This window comes from Caballeronia sp. LjRoot34, assembly GCF_964253815.1.
Taxonomy (GTDB): domain Bacteria; phylum Pseudomonadota; class Gammaproteobacteria; order Burkholderiales; family Burkholderiaceae; genus Caballeronia.
Window position 1 is genome coordinate 2,912,831 of sequence record NZ_CAXUSB020000001.1, and the last position, 15,518, is coordinate 2,928,348.

The 15,518-nt window shown below is 59.7% G+C and carries 12 protein-coding genes; 1 reads left to right on the forward strand and 11 read right to left on the reverse strand.

Annotated features, from left to right (window positions below; all coding sequences use genetic code 11):
• Positions 1-149: 149 nt before the first annotated feature.
• From pstA to ACSQ36_RS13095, 7 genes are all read right to left on the reverse strand, one after another.
• Positions 150-1,046 (reverse strand): phosphate ABC transporter permease PstA, encoded by an 897-nt coding sequence (pstA, locus tag ACSQ36_RS13065; RefSeq protein WP_436182183.1) that lies wholly within the window; start codon positions 1,044-1,046, stop codon positions 150-152.
• Positions 1,043-2,026, reverse strand: a complete 984-nt coding sequence (gene pstC / locus ACSQ36_RS13070) for a phosphate ABC transporter permease PstC (protein ID WP_213767742.1) — start codon at positions 2,024-2,026, stop codon at positions 1,043-1,045. The genes pstA and pstC overlap by 4 nt, the downstream gene beginning before the upstream one ends.
• 91 nt (positions 2,027-2,117) lie before the next feature.
• Positions 2,118-3,149, reverse strand: coding sequence for a phosphate ABC transporter substrate-binding protein PstS (gene pstS, locus ACSQ36_RS13075; RefSeq protein ID WP_436182184.1), 1,032 nt, complete (start codon positions 3,147-3,149; stop codon positions 2,118-2,120).
• A 363-nt stretch (positions 3,150-3,512) separates the two neighbouring features.
• Complete coding sequence (gene glmM, locus ACSQ36_RS13080; RefSeq protein WP_436182185.1) at positions 3,513-4,871, reverse strand: phosphoglucosamine mutase; 1,359 nt, start codon at positions 4,869-4,871, stop codon at positions 3,513-3,515.
• Between the two features lie 91 nt (positions 4,872-4,962).
• Positions 4,963-5,859, reverse strand: coding sequence for a dihydropteroate synthase (gene folP / locus ACSQ36_RS13085; RefSeq protein WP_436182186.1), 897 nt, complete (start codon positions 5,857-5,859; stop codon positions 4,963-4,965).
• Positions 5,860-6,083: 224 nt separating this feature from the next.
• Positions 6,084-7,979, reverse strand: coding sequence for an ATP-dependent zinc metalloprotease FtsH (ftsH, locus tag ACSQ36_RS13090; protein ID WP_031363393.1), 1,896 nt, complete (start codon positions 7,977-7,979; stop codon positions 6,084-6,086).
• Between the two features lie 195 nt (positions 7,980-8,174).
• Positions 8,175-8,837 (reverse strand): RlmE family RNA methyltransferase, encoded by a 663-nt coding sequence (locus ACSQ36_RS13095; protein WP_089159164.1) that lies wholly within the window; start codon positions 8,835-8,837, stop codon positions 8,175-8,177.
• A 383-nt stretch (positions 8,838-9,220) separates the two neighbouring features.
• On the opposite strand from ACSQ36_RS13095, the gene ACSQ36_RS13100 reads away from it, so the two are divergent.
• Entirely contained in the window at positions 9,221-9,778 is a 558-nt protein-coding gene (locus ACSQ36_RS13100; RefSeq protein ID WP_436182187.1) for a YhbY family RNA-binding protein, read from the forward strand.
• Positions 9,779-9,847: 69 nt separating this feature from the next.
• On the opposite strand, the gene ACSQ36_RS13105 is transcribed toward ACSQ36_RS13100, so the two are convergent.
• The 4 genes from ACSQ36_RS13105 to carA all read right to left on the reverse strand — a co-directional run bounded on the left by ACSQ36_RS13105 (position 9,848) and on the right by carA (position 15,510).
• Positions 9,848-10,369, reverse strand: coding sequence for a DUF4149 domain-containing protein (locus tag ACSQ36_RS13105; RefSeq protein ID WP_436182188.1), 522 nt, complete (start codon positions 10,367-10,369; stop codon positions 9,848-9,850).
• Positions 10,369-10,845 carry a transcription elongation factor GreA gene (gene greA / locus ACSQ36_RS13110; protein WP_436182189.1) on the reverse strand — a complete coding sequence of 159 codons (477 nt, stop codon included), beginning with the start codon at positions 10,843-10,845 and terminating at the stop codon, positions 10,369-10,371. Before greA ends, ACSQ36_RS13105 begins: the two co-directional genes overlap by 1 nt.
• A 153-nt stretch (positions 10,846-10,998) precedes the next feature.
• On the reverse strand, positions 10,999-14,253 hold the full coding sequence (gene carB / locus ACSQ36_RS13115; RefSeq protein WP_213767750.1) for a carbamoyl-phosphate synthase large subunit: 3,255 nt from the start codon (positions 14,251-14,253) through the stop codon (positions 10,999-11,001).
• 108 nt (positions 14,254-14,361) lie between these two features.
• Positions 14,362-15,510 (reverse strand): glutamine-hydrolyzing carbamoyl-phosphate synthase small subunit, encoded by a 1,149-nt coding sequence (gene carA / locus ACSQ36_RS13120; protein WP_436182190.1) that lies wholly within the window; start codon positions 15,508-15,510, stop codon positions 14,362-14,364.
• Positions 15,511-15,518: the final 8 nt, after the last annotated feature.

Sequence of the window (15,518 nt, forward strand, 5' to 3'; positions counted from 1 at the left end):
CGATCCGACCGGCGGCGCCTGATGGGCCGGCTTGAAGCCGCCGGGCGCGGCACCGCGCTCAACCGTGCTGGAATGGTCACCGCTGGCGGCGGGATTAGCGCTCCGGGCGCTCACATCGCTTGCGACTGTGTTCATGGAATGATTCCGCCTTATTTTTTCGAGAAGATCGTGCGTGCCAGGATGTTCAGACCGAGCACGCCGAGCGTGATCAGGAACACGCCGGCCCACGCGAGCGCTTGCCATTGGGGGAACGGGCTCATCGCGAACTTGTAGATCGTGACGGGCAGGTTGGCCACCGGTTGATTCATGTCCCACGAGAAGAACTGGTTGGACAGCGCCGTGAACAGCAGCGGCGCGGTTTCGCCGGTGATGCGTGCAACAGCCAGCAGGACGCCCGTCACGATGCCGCTGACCGACGCCTTCAGCGTGATCGAGACAATCATCTTCCACTTCGGCGTGCCGAGTGCGAAGGCGGCTTCACGCAGCGCGTTCGGCACCAGCCTCAGCATGTTCTCGGTCGTACGGATCACGATCGGGATCTGCAGCAACGCCAGCGCGATCACACCGGCCCAGCCACTGAAGCGGCCCATTCGCGCGACCACCAGCGCATAGACGAACAAGCCGATCACAATCGACGGCGCCGACAAGAGGATGTCGTTGATGAACCGCGTCAGGCTAGCCAGCCAGCGCTTGTCGCCATATTCGGCGAGATAAACGCCCGCGAGAATGCCGAGCGGCGTGCCGACGCAAGTCGCGAGAACCACCAGCATCAAGCTGCCGACAATGGCGTTCAGCAACCCACCGCCATCCGTATTCGGCGGCGGTGTGTTCTGCGTGAACAACTCAATCGACAAACCGCCGATACCCAGCTTCAGCGTCGTATAGAGAATCCAGATGAGCCAGAAGAGGCCGAACGCCATGGCCGCGAGCGACAACACCAGCGCGACGACATTCTTGCCGCGGCGGCGGCGCTGCAGCTTGTTGCGCGTCGCTTCTTCCCGTTCCGGATTGCCGGAGCCGGGGAATTGAATGGTGGACTGGCTCACTTGGCGCCCTCCCCTTTTTCAAGCCGAAGCAGCATGAGTTTGGACAGCGACAACACAATGAACGTGATCAAAAAGAGGATCAACCCGAGCTCCATCAACGCTGATGTATGCAAGCCGGGACTCGCTTCGGCAAACTCGTTGGCGAGTGCCGAGGTAATGCTGTTGCCTGGTGAAAACAACGAGACGTTATCGAGCAGATTCGTGTTGCCGATCACGAATGTCACCGCCATCGTCTCGCCGAGCGCGCGGCCGAGGCCGAGCATCACGCCGCCGATCACACCGGTCCGCGTGAAAGGCAGCACGATTTTCCACATCACTTCCCACGTCGTGCAGCCGATGCCATACGCCGATTCCTTCAGCAGGACCGGCGTGACTTCGAACACATCGCGCATCACGGCCGCGATGTACGGAATGATCATGATCGCGAGAATAACGCCGGCACACAGGATGCCGATACCAATGGGTGGCCCCTGAAAGAAGCGGCCGATAAGCCAGACATCGCCGAGCAGTTTGCCCAGCGGTTTTTCGAAATACGTCGCAAAAATGGGGGCGAAAACGAGCAGGCCCCACATGCCATAGACTATCGACGGGATCGCCGCGAGCAGTTCAATTGCCACGCCGAGCGGGCGGCGCAGCCATGCGGGCGCGAGCTCGGTCAGAAACAGCGCAATGCCGAAGCTCACAGGCACGGCGATGATCAACGCGATGATTGAGGTGGCGATGGTGCCGTAGATAGGCACGAGCGCGCCAAAACTATCGGTCTGCGGATCCCACTCGGCGCGCCAGAGGAAACTGAGACCAAATTTTTCAAGCGTAGGCAGCGAGGCTACGACCAGCGAGACGATAATGCCGCCCAGCAGCAGCAGCGTGACGACGGCGGAAAGCCGCGTCAGCCCACCGAAAACGATATCACCGAGTCGGCTCGGAGCGCGTTGAGCGCGGCTGGCCGGCGGAGTCGATGCGAGGTTGATGTCCGACATGGGAACCTTCGGAAGGGCCGCGCGGCGGATGCCGCGCGGCAATACGGACCAAGAAGCCGGATGCTTGTTGCTTACCGCTCAAAAAAGCGGCTTACTGCGCGACTGCCTTGCCCGACGCGTCCTTGACCTTCGATTTCCACTGCGTTTCGATTTCGGCGATCACCGAATCAGGCAACGAGATGTAGTCGAGATCGTTTGCTGCTTGCGTGCCGTTCTTGAACGCCCAGCCGAAGAACTTCAGCGTTTCGGCGCCTTGCGCTTCCTTGTCCTGCGTCGTGTGCAACAGCACGAAGGTTGCGCCCACGATCGGCCATGCGTCCTTGCCCGGCTCGTCCGTCAGGATCTGGTAGAACGACTTCGACCAGTCCGCACCCGCTGCCGCTGCCTTGAACGTTTCCGTTTTCGGCTCGACCACTGCGCCCGACGAATTCTTCAGGCCGACGTACGTCATCTTGTTTTGCTTAGCGTACGCCCATTCCACGTAACCGATAGCACCCGGCAGACGCTGAACGAACGCGGCGACGCCGTCGTTGCCCTTGCCGCCCGTGCCCGTCGGCCAGTTGACCGTCGAACCTTCACCCACCTTGGCTTTCCACTCGGCGTTCACCTTGGACAGATAGTTCGTCCAGATGAAGCTCGTGCCCGAACCGTCGGCGCGGCGCACGACAGCGATGTCGTCATCCGGCAGCTTCAGCTTCGGATTCAGCGCGACGATAGCCGGATCGTTCCATTTCTTGATCTTGCCGAGGTAGATGTCGCCGAGAACTTCACCCGACAGCGTCATCTCGCCTGCTTTGATGCCCGGCACGTTGATGGTCGGTACTACGCCGCCCACTACCGTCGGAAACTGGAAAAGCCCCTGCTTTGCCAGTTCGTCATCTTTCAGCGGCGCGTCCGAGCCAGCGAAATCCACCGTCTTTGCGATGATTTGCTTGATACCGCCCGAGGAACCGATGCCTTGGTAGTTGACCTTGCCGCCGCCCGACTTCTGGTACGTATCAGCCCATTTCGTGTAAATCGGTGCAGCGAAGGTACTGCCCGCGCCGGTGATGTCGGCTGCTTGTGCCGACATCGCGAACATTGCGCCGACGATGCCTGCGAGCGCGGTGTGCATCAATTTCATGTGATCTCCAGGGTTGTGAGCAAGTGGCTCGACACCGCGAAGGATAGGGTTTCAATGTGACAGTCCGATGACGATTGATGAAGGAAACGTGACAAAGTGCTTACGGTAACGAAAGTTTATACTGCGATGGTTTGCCGGCCGAGGCTTGACACGACCGCAGTTGGCCGAACTCCAAGAGTTTTCTTTCATTTATTTTCTCGGCCGGACTACGCGGTGTAACATCGCGACCCAGGTGATTGAATTTTTAGGGGGTGATCGTTCTTTTAAATGTTCGATACCTGGAATTGACGGCGGCAGTGGCTCTCATGCAAAAACGCCACGGCGCAAACCGTGGCGTTTTTTGTACCGAAGCTTTCGCTACGTTCAGGTCGTCACTTCCTTCACGACCTTCGCAATACTTTCGGCGTGCGCGACTGCGTCCGCCTCCGATGCCGCCTCCACCATCACGCGCAGCACCGGCTCCGTTCCCGACGCGCGAATCAGCACCCGGCCATGCGACTCCAGCGCACGCTCAGCCTGCGCAATCGATTGCCTGATAGCGTCGCTGCTCTTCCAGTCGGCGTCCGGGCTCATTCGCACATTGATCAGCTTCTGCGGAAACAGCGTGACGCCCTCGAGCAGGTCGGCAAGCGCCTTGCCGCTGCGCTTTATCGCCGCCAGCACGAGCAGCGCGGAGACAATGCCATCGCCCGTCGAATGGCGGTCGAGCGACAGAATATGGCCGGAGCCTTCCGCGCCTAGCATCCAGTTGTTCTCGCGAAGCTTCTCGAGGACATATCGGTCACCGACAGCCGCGCGCACGAACTGCACGCCCGCCTGCTTCAACGCCACTTCCACCGCCATGTTCGTCATCAATGTGCCGACCGCGCCATCGATCTTTCCATCTGTCGCAATCCGGTCCTTCACAAGCACGTAAAGCAGCTCGTCACCGTTGTAGAGCCGGCCGGAGGCATCGACGACCTGGAGACGATCAGCATCGCCGTCGAGCGCAATCCCGATGTGCGCCTGATGCTCTTTCACCGCCTTGACCAGCGCGTCGGGAGCCGTGGCGCCCACGCCGTCATTGATATTGAAGCCATTCGGCGATACCCCGATGCTCACCACTTCCGCGCCCAGCTCGTGGAACACCTGGGGCGCCACGTCGTACGCGGCGCCATGCGCGCAGTCCACCACTAGCTTCAGGCCGTGCAGATCGAAACTGGCCGGGAACGTGCTCTTGCAAAATTCGATGTAGCGGCCGCGCGCATCGTCCAGCCGGCGGGCCTTGCCCAGCAATTCTGACGGCGCGCAGGACATCGGTTCGTCCAGTTGCGCCTCGATTTGCAACTCGACCTCATCGGGAAGCTTGTTGCCATCGGCGGAGAAAAACTTGATGCCGTTGTCGTAGTACGGGTTATGCGACGCGCTGATCACCACACCCGCAGCCAGGCGCAGCGCACGCGTCAGGTAGGCGACGCCCGGTGTAGGTATTGGCCCGGCCAGCATGACGTCAACGCCCGCCGCCGAAAAACCCGACTCCAGCGCCGCTTCCAGCATGTATCCCGATACCCGGGTGTCCTTGCCGATCAGTACCGTCGGGCGGCCGCCGCGCTGCGCCCAGCGGTCCGCTCCTGCCAGTACTTTCCCTGCTGCATAACCCAGCCGCAACACGAAATCGGGCGTGATTGGAACCTCACCAACCTTGCCGCGAATACCATCTGTTCCAAAATATCGACGTGCCATTGTTGCTTGTATCCCTGCGCGCAGTATTAAAGCGCCCTATATGTGTTCAATAACCGTAATGCGTTTGCAAAGTCTAAACCCTCAGACACGCTCATTGTGTGCAGTTGCCAGCATTACGCACCGCTTGCCATACCTTCAATGCGTCGGAAGTCGCCGCGACGTCATGCACGCGCACTATCGATGCACCGCGCTCCACCGCGCACACTGACGCCGCTACGCTCGCCGGCACCCGGTCGGCCGGTCGCGTCCGGCCGGTCACCGCGCCGAGCATCGACTTGCGGGACATTCCAGCCAGCAAGGGCACGCGCAGCGTCGAAGGACGTGTGTCGGCTAAACGCGCCAACAAGTCGTAATTATGACCCGTCACGGATTTACCGAAGCCAAATCCGGGATCGAGGCAGATACGTTCTACCGCCAGCCCGGCGTCAGTCAGCGTTCCCACGCGCTCCCCGAAGAATTCGCGCACCGCCTCCACCACGTCGAGATACACGGGCTCATGCAGTTGCATGGTTTGGGGCTCGCCGAGCATGTGCATCACGCAGAGGCCGCACGCGCTGTCCCTGACCGCGTCGAGCGCGCCTTCGCGGCGAAAACCCCAGATGTCGTTGACCATATCCGCACCGGCGTTCAGCGCAGCGCGCATGACCGCGGGTTTGTAACTATCGATGGAAAGCGGCACGCCCGCCGCCCTCAATGCTTCGATTACCGGGATCACGCGCTCAAGCTCTTCGTCGAGCGGCACGGGCGGCGCGCCCGGGCGGGTCGACTCGCCGCCAATATCGATAATGTCTGCACCGTCGCGAATCATTGCTTCAGCCTGCGCGAGCGCCGCTTCACGCGCGACGAAACGACCGCCATCGGAAAAAGAATCCGGGGTGACATTGAGGATGCCCATGATCAGCGGGCGCTCGAAGGTCAGGGTGAACCGGCCGCATTGAAGCGGTTGAGCAACTGTGTGAAGCCCGTTCGGGGGAGATGAAGACAGCATAGTGGTCCAGCCAGACGATGATGAATGATGCTGCGTTTGTCGATTTGAAGAACCCGTCGGTTCGCCACTCGAAGGAAGTGCATATCGCGGAGCTTAAGCGGCGGAACTCAAGCGATCGCCAGCCGAACCGGTGATCTGTCCGTGCGGTCTCAAAAAACGAGCCCCAACGGAAAAGGGCTGGTGTGAAAACACACCAGCCCCTTCTGTATTGCCTCAGGATCGCGTCAGGCTGAAGCAGGAGCCGTGGCGTTACCCGGTTTGACTTCCGCGCCAGCGTTTCCACCACCCGACGACGGATCACTCGACGGCGGCGGCAGATTCTTCGGCGGACGCGGCGGACGACCGCCCATGATGTCGCTGATCTGCTCTGCGTCGATGGTTTCCCACTCCAGCAACGCCTTCGTCATGGCTTCGACCTTGTCGCGGTTGTCTTCCAGCAGCTTGCGGGCGAGGCCATATTGATCGTCGAGAATCCGGCGAATTTCAGCATCGACCTTTTGCTGCGTGGCTTCGGATACCGTTTTTGACGCCATCTTGCCAAACATGCCGTCCTGCTCGGTATCGACATACACCATCGTGCCGAGCACATCCGACATACCGTAACGCGTCACCATGTCACGTGCCATCTTTGTCGCACGCTCGAAGTCGTTCGAAGCACCCGTTGACATGGAGTTCAGGAACACTTCCTCCGCTGCACGGCCGCCGAACAGGATAGCGATTTCCTCGAGCATTTTGTCGCGATACAGATTCACGCGATCATGCTCCGGCAACTGCCACGTGATGCCCAGCGCCCAGCCACGCGGCATGATGGAGACCTTGTGAACCGGATCTGCATGAGGCAGCAACTTGGCCACTACCGCGTGACCTGACTCGTGATAAGCCGTATTGCGACGCTCTTCTTCACGCATCACGGCCGACTTGCGTTCCGGACCCATGAAGATCTTGTCTTTCGCATCTTCGAAGTCCGCCATTTCGACGATCCGCTTGCCGCGACGGGCCGCGAACAGCGCCGCCTCGTTCACAAGGTTCGCCAAATCAGCACCGGAAAAACCCGGCGTACCACGTGCAATCACCGAAGCGTCGACGTCGTTCGAAATGGGCACCTTGCGCAGGTGGACCTTCATGATGTGTTCGCGACCGCGGATATCCGGCAGGCCAACGTACACCTGACGGTCAAAACGGCCCGGACGCAGCAGCGCTTTGTCCAGTACGTCGGAGCGGTTGGTCGCGGCGATCACGATTACGCCGGAATTCGCCTCGAAGCCGTCCATTTCCACGAGCATCTGATTCAGCGTCTGTTCGCGTTCGTCGTTACCGCCGCCCATGCCGGCGCCGCGATGACGGCCCACAGCATCGATTTCGTCGATAAACACAATACACGGCGCGTGCTTCTTAGCCTGCTCGAACATGTCGCGCACCCGAGCCGCACCCACACCCACGAACATTTCAACGAAGTCCGAACCCGAGATGCTGAAGAACGGTACTTTCGCTTCGCCGGCAATGGCGCGCGCCAGCAGCGTCTTACCCGTACCCGGAGGCCCGACCAGCAGCACGCCGCGAGGAATACGTCCACCCAGCTTCTGGAATTTCTGCGGATCTCGCAGAAAGTCGACTAGCTCTGAGACCTCCTCCTTCGCTTCGTCACAGCCTGCGACATCGGTAAAATTGATCGCGTTGTTGTTCTCGTCGATCAGCCGCGCTCGCGACTTGCCGAACGAAAACGCTCCGCCTTTCCCGCCGCCCTGCATCTGCCGCATCATGAAGAACCAGAAACCGATGATCAGGATCGTCGGTCCGAGGTAATACAGCGCGGAAACGAGCGCGTTCGGTTCGTCGTCGGCCTTGCCGCTGACCTGAACGCCGTACTTCATCAAGTCGCCGACCATCCAGATATCGCCAGGCGACACGATTTGATATTTCTGACCGTCTGCGGGAGTAACGGTGAGATTACGGCCCTGAACGGTAACAGTCTTGACCTTACCGGTCTTCGCGTCGTCCATGAATTGCGAATACGAAACGCCTTCCTGGACGCGGGGCTTGTCGAACTGCTTGAACACCGTGAACAGCACCAGTGCGATAACCAGCCACACCGCTGCCTTAGAGAACATATTGTTGTTCAAAGCACCACTCCTTCACTCATAGACGGGCGCCTACATTCGCCTTGCGGCACCACCAAAGCATTCTAATCCAGACCGCAAACCCCTGCTATAGCCTTTAACTAGCGCAAAGATAGCGGCCGGGACCCGATGTTTGGACATATCCGGCAAAACGCCTACGGGACACCCGGTCCCCGGCGGCGTTTCCACCTGCAACTCTCAATCCCGACGCTTGAGTTGCCTGCCCAAAATAAACGTTTCGGACGATTTATCGCGCGACGCCTTCGGCTTGCGCGGCGCGACGATTTTGAATTGATGCTTGAACTTCTCCACTATTTGACTATAGCCGCTGCCATGAAAACATTTGACCAATAAAGCGCCTTCCGGCTTCAGATGGTTCTGCGAGAAGTCCAGCGCCAGATCGCACAAATGTTCCATTCGCGCTGCATCCGCGCTGGCAACCCCTGAGAGGTTGGGGGCCATGTCGGAAATTACAAGATCAACCTGATGGTCTCCGACGATTTCCTTCAATTGGTCCAGTACCGAGTCTTCGCGGAAATCACCTTGAATGAAAATCACGTCGGCAATCGGCTCCATGGGCAGCAGGTCGAGCGCGATGATCTTGCCATCAATCCCGCCTTCGCGCGTTTCACCGCGCTTGGAGCCTTTAGCCAACTGGTTGCGCGCGTACTGGCTCCAGCTCCCCGGGGTCGAGCCGAGGTCGACAATGATCTGGCCCGGTTTGATCAACTTATCCTGCTCGTCGATCTCCTTCAGCTTGTATGCCGCGCGCGCCCGATAGCCCTCGCGCTGCGCGAGTTTCACGTACGGGTCGTTGATGTGGTCGTGCAGCCACGAGTAATTGAAGCGGTTTTTTGCCATTAAGAATGAACTCTTGCTGCGTGAAGCTGTGCTTTTAGCGGATAATACGCGTCTAATTCGGGCTGCTGCTCATTTATGAGGCAGCCTTCGTCGATGTGGACAGCCGATTCCGGCGCCGTTGCGCCCTGTGTTTGCCAGCGACGTTTGCCGGAGGCCCGCGGCTGATAATGTGCTTCGGGCTTATCTGGCAAGGAGCGGCGTCCGAGCTCCGGCGATTAAAGTTTCGTTAAAATCAAGTCCGTTGCTCGCCGTACCGCCTCGCGCCGTCCGTCATTTTCTTGAGCAAGGCGTCCCGCCCTGCCCGTCTTTGTTTTGCAAATTGCGACCGTTTAGCCGCTTTTACGCTACGGCGCCTCTCATTTTAGTCGAGTCCGTTACTTCTCATGCCAGCTCTTAAACTTTCTCCCGCCCAACGCGCCGACCTGCGCTCCCTGGCTCACGCGCTCAAGCCCGTTGTACTCGTTGGCGGCGAAGGGCTGACCGAGGCCGTGCTGGCCGAGATCGAGGTGCACCTTGCTGCACACCAGCTCATCAAGATCCGCGTGTTCGGTGACGACCGCGATGCCCGCGTCGCAGCCTACGCTGAAATCTGCGACAGGCTGAACGCCGCGCCAATCCAGCAAATCGGCAAGTTGCTCGTGGTATGGCGGCCGGAAAGCGACGAAGCTGCCGCCAAGCCTTCGCGCGCTGCCGGTGTCCGCGGCGCCAATCGCATAGCGCCTCCGAGCGCCGGCGAAGCCGCTGCCGAGACCTCCTCGAAGGGACGTGCACCGCGCGTGGTCAAGGTCGTCAAGATCACGCGTGACGCACCTGTCGTCCGCAAACCGAAGAAGCAAAAGCTGTTGGTTCGCGGCAACGAACGTGTGACGGCTGGCGGCAACGTCAAACGCGCAAAGAAGCGTCTGCCCAGCGCCAAGCGTCACCATCAATCGTCGAAATAAGCCTTTCCGCGCTGATCGGGAAAGCAGAAAGCCGGCCACACCCGATACCCTCGGGCATGGCCGGCTTTTTTAACCGCGTGCCCGACGTGCCGCGACGCTGGCGGTCTTTCCCTTCGGAACGACTGTTTGCGCCGGAAACTTTCCGGGCGGCAGACGCCAGAACAGCACCAGTCCCAGCACGCTCTCCAAAAGGTAGAACGCGCTCGACACCCCGTGCAGCATGCCAAAGCGGCTTGCATACGGCGATTGCGCGAGTTCCATCCCGCCTTCCTGAGCCGCCACCCGCAGCGCATTCATGAACGGCTGCAGCGCGAAATAGCCGATCAGCACACACAACAGCATGCCCGCGATGACCCAGCGGGTCCGCTTGTATTCGGCGAAACCTGTTCGAACGAGGCGGTTAGCCAATACCAGCAGCAGCAGCGCGCAGATCACGCCGAGGAATCCCTCGATGCGAAACAGTTGCGCCGCAACCGATCCCGCCGATGTCCGGTCAAGCATGCTGAACAGCACCGGTGCCGCCACGAATCCGAGCGTCAGCGCGCTGCCGACCCAGATCATGGCGATGATCCGAAAGAATCGATGAGCCATCAGACGTACTTGACCGCGATAATTTCGTACTCGCGCGCGCCGCTCGGCGCTTGCACCGACGCCACGTCGCCTTCCGTCTTGCCGATCAGCGCACGCGCGATGGGCGAGCTGATGGAGACCAGCCCATGGTCGATATCCGCTTCGTCGTCGCCAACGATCTGGTAGGTCACCGTATGTCCCGTGGCCGTCTCTTCCAGCTCGACCGTCGCACCGAAGATCACGCGGCCGTCGGCTTCCACGGTAGTCGGGTCAATGACTTGCGCCCCGGCCAGCTTGGACTCGATCTCCGCGATACGGCCTTCGATAAAGCCCTGCTTCTCCTTGGCCGCGTCGTATTCGGAATTTTCCGACAGATCGCCCTGCGCGCGGGCTTCGGCGATCGAATTCACGACAGCCGGACGCTCCACGGATTTGAGGCGTTGCAATTCGTCGCGCAGCAACGCTGCGCCGCGTTTAGTCAAAGGAACTGTGCTCATAAACAACTCATTACGCAAAAATGCAGACGTAAAAAAATTACCGCGGTTAAGTGCATCTCCCGGTAAAAAAGGGAGACGCCGCTTAACCGCGGCCCTTGAAACTTAGACTTCACTTGGAGACTGCTGATACTGCTGAGACTCGAATCAGAAGCCTTAGTTTAGGCGAGCATGGAGTCCTTGTAAATCATAGACTTCCAGGTCCTTCAGATATCGCAGCCCTTCGACCGCCGCGCGGGCGCCCGACATGGTCGTGTAATACGTGACCTTGTTGGCTTGCGCGCTCATCCGGATCGAGCGGGAATCGGCAATAGCGGCACGGGTTTCGTCGACGGTGGTGAAGACCAGCGCAATTTCGCCGTTCTTGATCATGTCCACGATGTGCGGCCGGCCGTCCTTCACCTTGTTGACCACCTTCACCGGCACGCCCGCAGCCTGGATGGCCGATGCCGTGCCCTTGGTCGCCACGATCGGGTAGCCAAGCTCATGCAGCATGGTCGCGACCTCCACGGCCTTCTGCTTGTCCGCGTCCATCACGGTCAGGAGAACTGTGCCGCTTTCCGGCAAGCGCGAGCCGGCCGCAAGTTGCGACTTGAACAGCGCTTCGCCGAACGTGCGGCCTACGCCCATGACTTCGCCCGTCGAGCGCATTTCCGGTCCGAGCACGGGATCGACAGCCGGGAATTTCACGAACGGAAACACCGCTTCCTTGACGCTGAAATACGGCGGAATCACTTCCTTCGTGACGCCCTGATCGACGAGCTTCTGACCGACCATCGCCCGGGCAGCAATCTTCGCCAAAGGCAAACCGGTCGCCTTCGATACATACGGCACCGTCCGCGAAGCACGCGGATTCACTTCGAGTACATAGATCACGTCCTGCTTCGAGCCGTCTTCCTGCACCGCTTGCTGGATCGCGAACTGCACGTTCATCAGGCCGATCACGTTCAGCGCGCGCGCCATCGCGCCGGTCTGGCGCTTGAGTTCGTCGATGGTTTCCTGCGACAGCGAGTACGGCGGCAACGAACATGCGGAGTCGCCCGAATGGACGCCCGCCTGTTCGATGTGCTCCATCACGCCGCCGATAAACACCGCCTCGCCATCTGAAATACAGTCCACGTCGCATTCAATTGCGTCGTTCAGGAAGCGGTCGAGCAGCACCGGCGAATCGTGCGAAACCTTGACCGCTTCGCGCATGTAGCGTTCGAGGTCGCGCGGTTCGTGGACAATTTCCATTGCGCGGCCACCGAGCACGTACGACGGACGCACGACCAGCGGATAACCGATTTCTTCGGCCAGGCGCAGCGCTTCGTCTTCGGCGCGTGCCGTGCGGTTCGGCGGTTGACGCAGGTTCAGGTCTTGCAGCAGCTTCTGGAAACGCTCGCGGTCTTCAGCGGCATCGATCATGTCCGGCGACGTTCCGATGATCGGCACGCCGTTCGCTTCGAGATCCAGCGCAAGCTTCAACGGCGTCTGGCCACCGTACTGCACGATCACGCCAACCGGCTTTTCCAGATCGACAATTTCAAGCACGTCTTCCAGCGTCAGCGATTCGAAGTACAGACGGTCGGACGTGTCGTAGTCGGTGGAAACGGTTTCGGGATTGCAGTTGACCATGATCGTTTCATAGCCGTCTTCGCGCATCGCGAGCGCTGCGTGCACGCAGCAATAGTCGAACTCGATGCCCTGCCCGATCCGGTTCGGGCCGCCACCGAGCACCATGATCTTCTTTTTATCGGTCGGATTCGCTTCGCACTCTTCCTCGTAGGTCGAGTACATGTAGGCGGTCTTCGTTGCGAACTCAGCCGCGCATGTGTCCACGCGTTTATAGACCGGACGCACCTTCAATGCGTGCCGATGTTTGCGCACAGCCGTTTGATCGGAGCCGAGCAACTTCGCGAGGCGCCGATCCGAGAAACCGCTCTGCTTCAAGTACAGCATTTCGTCTTTGGTCAGGCTCTCGATCGTGCGGCCGCTCAGCGCCTTTTCCTTCGAGACGATCTGTTCGATCTGCGCGAGGAACCACGGGTCGATAGCCGTTTCTTCAAAGATTTCTTCGGCGCTCAGGCCAAGACGGAACGCGTCGCCCAGGAACCAGATTCGGTCCGGACCCGGCTCGCCAATTTCGCGAATCACTTCGTCGCGGCTGGTGGTCTTTTCATCGAGTCCATCGACGCCCACTTCCAGTCCGCGCAGCGCCTTCTGGAACGATTCCTGGAACGTGCGGCCAATGGCCATCACTTCGCCGACCGACTTCATCTGCGTCGTCAGGCGCGCATCGGCTTCGCGGAATTTCTCGAACGCAAAACGCGGAATCTTCGTGACGACATAGTCGATGGTCGGCTCGAACGATGCCGGCGTCTGACCACCAGTGATCTCGTTCTTCAGCTCATCGAGCGTATAGCCCACGGCCAGCTTCGCCGCAACCTTGGCGATCGGGAAACCCGTCGCCTTCGATGCCAGCGCCGACGAACGCGACACACGCGGATTCATCTCGATGACGACCATACGACCGTCTTTCGGGTTGATCGCGAACTGCACGTTCGAGCCGCCCGTATCCACGCCAATCTCGCGCAGCACGGCGAGCGATGCGTTACGCAGGATCTGGTATTCCTTGTCGGTGAGCGTCTGGGCCGGCGCGACCGTGATGGAGTCGCCGGTATGCACGCCCATCGGGTCCAGGTTTTCGATCGAGCACACGATAATGCAGTTGTCCTTGGTATCCCGAACCACTTCCATCTCGAACTCTTTCCAGCCCAGCAGCGACTCTTCGATCAGCAACTCACGCGTCGGCGACAAATCCAGTCCGCGACGGCAAATTTCTTCAAATTCTTCCTTGTTGTACGCAATCCCGCCGCCCGATCCGCCCAGCGTGAACGACGGACGAATCACCGTCGGATAACCGCCGCTGCCGGTCAGCGCGGCGATTTCCGCCTGCACCTGAAGCGCTTCTTCCATGGAATGCGCGATGCCCGACTTGGCCGAACCGAGGCCGATTTTCGTCATCGCTTCCTTGAACTTCTGGCGGTCCTCGGCTTTATCGATAGCTTCCGGCGACGCGCCGATCAACTCGACCTTGTACTTTTCCAGCACGCCATGATGGAACAAATCCAGCGCGCAGTTCAGCGCGGTTTGTCCGCCCATGGTCGGGAGAATGGCGTCGGGGCGTTCTTTATCGATGATTCGCTCAACGACTTCCCACGTGATCGGCTCGATGTACGTGACGTCGGCCGTGTTCGGGTCGGTCATGATCGTCGCGGGATTGCTGTTGACGAGAATGACCTTGTAGCCTTCCTCGCGCAGCGCCTTGCAAGCCTGCGCGCCCGAATAATCGAACTCGCACGCCTGACCGATGATGATCGGTCCCGCGCCGATGATGAGGATGCTCTTGATGTCTGTCCGCTTCGGCATAACTGCTCTCAATGATTGTGGTGCTGTGTTCTTTGGCGCTAGCCGATAAGTCAGTCGTTACTTATTTTTTAGCGCGTAGATATCTACTTCTCTACTTCATATCCCTTTTTACGCCGCGACTTTTTGCGCTGCCATCAGCCCGACAAAGCGATCGAACAAGTACGCAATATCGTTCGGTCCCGGCGACGCTTCCGGATGGCCCTGGAAGCAGAACGCGGGTTTATCGGTGAGCGAAAAACCTTGCAGCGTGCCATCGAACAACGACGTATGCGTGACCTTTGCGTTGGCCGGCAGCGTGGCGGCATCGACGGCGAAACCGTGATTCTGCGACGTGATCACCACGCGGCCGTTCTCAAGATCCTTCACCGGATGATTCGCGCCGTGATGGCCCGTTTTCATCTTCATGGTCTTGGCTCCTACGGCCAGGCCCATGATCTGGTGACCGAGGCAAATACCAAACGTAGGAATGCCGCGTTCGATGAATTCGCGCGTCGCGCGGATTGCGTAGTCGCACGGTTCCGGGTCGCCGGGGCCGTTCGAGAGGAAGATACCGTCGGGGTTCAGCGCGAGGGCGTCGGCGGCGGTGGACTCAGCCGGCAGCACGGTGACGTGGCAACCGCGCTCGGCCAGCATGCGCAGGATGTTGTACTTCACGCCGTAGTCGAATGCGACCACGCGGTACTGCGGCGCCTTCTGCTCGCCGTAGCCGCTTTCCAGACGCCATTCGGACTGCGTCCATTCGTACTTTTCTTTGGTGGAAACGACCTTCGCGAGATCCATCCCCGACAAACCCGGGAACGAACGCGCGAGTTGCAGAGCTTTCGCCTCAGCGTCGGCCCCCCCGCCAGCGAGAATGCAGCCGTTCTGCGCACCCTTGTCACGCAGGATACGCGTGAGTTTGCGAGTATCGATGTTCGAAATAGCGACGACGTTTTCCGCTTTCAGATAGTCGGCAAGGGATTGTTCAGAGCGGAAATTCGAGGCGAGCACCGGCAGATCTCGAATGATCAGGCCGGCGGCATGGACTTTGGTGGATTCGACGTCTTCAGCGTTCACACCGACATTGCCGATGTGCGGATACGTCAGGGTGACGATTTGCTGGGCGTAGCTCGGGTCCGTCAGGATTTCCTGATAACCGGTGATCGCGGTGTTGAACACCACTTCGCCGATCGTGTGACCGGACGCGCCGATCGAATGACCACGAAAAACCGTGCCGTCGGCGAGTGCGAGGATTGCGGGAGAGAATGACGGCAACACGGGAAGCT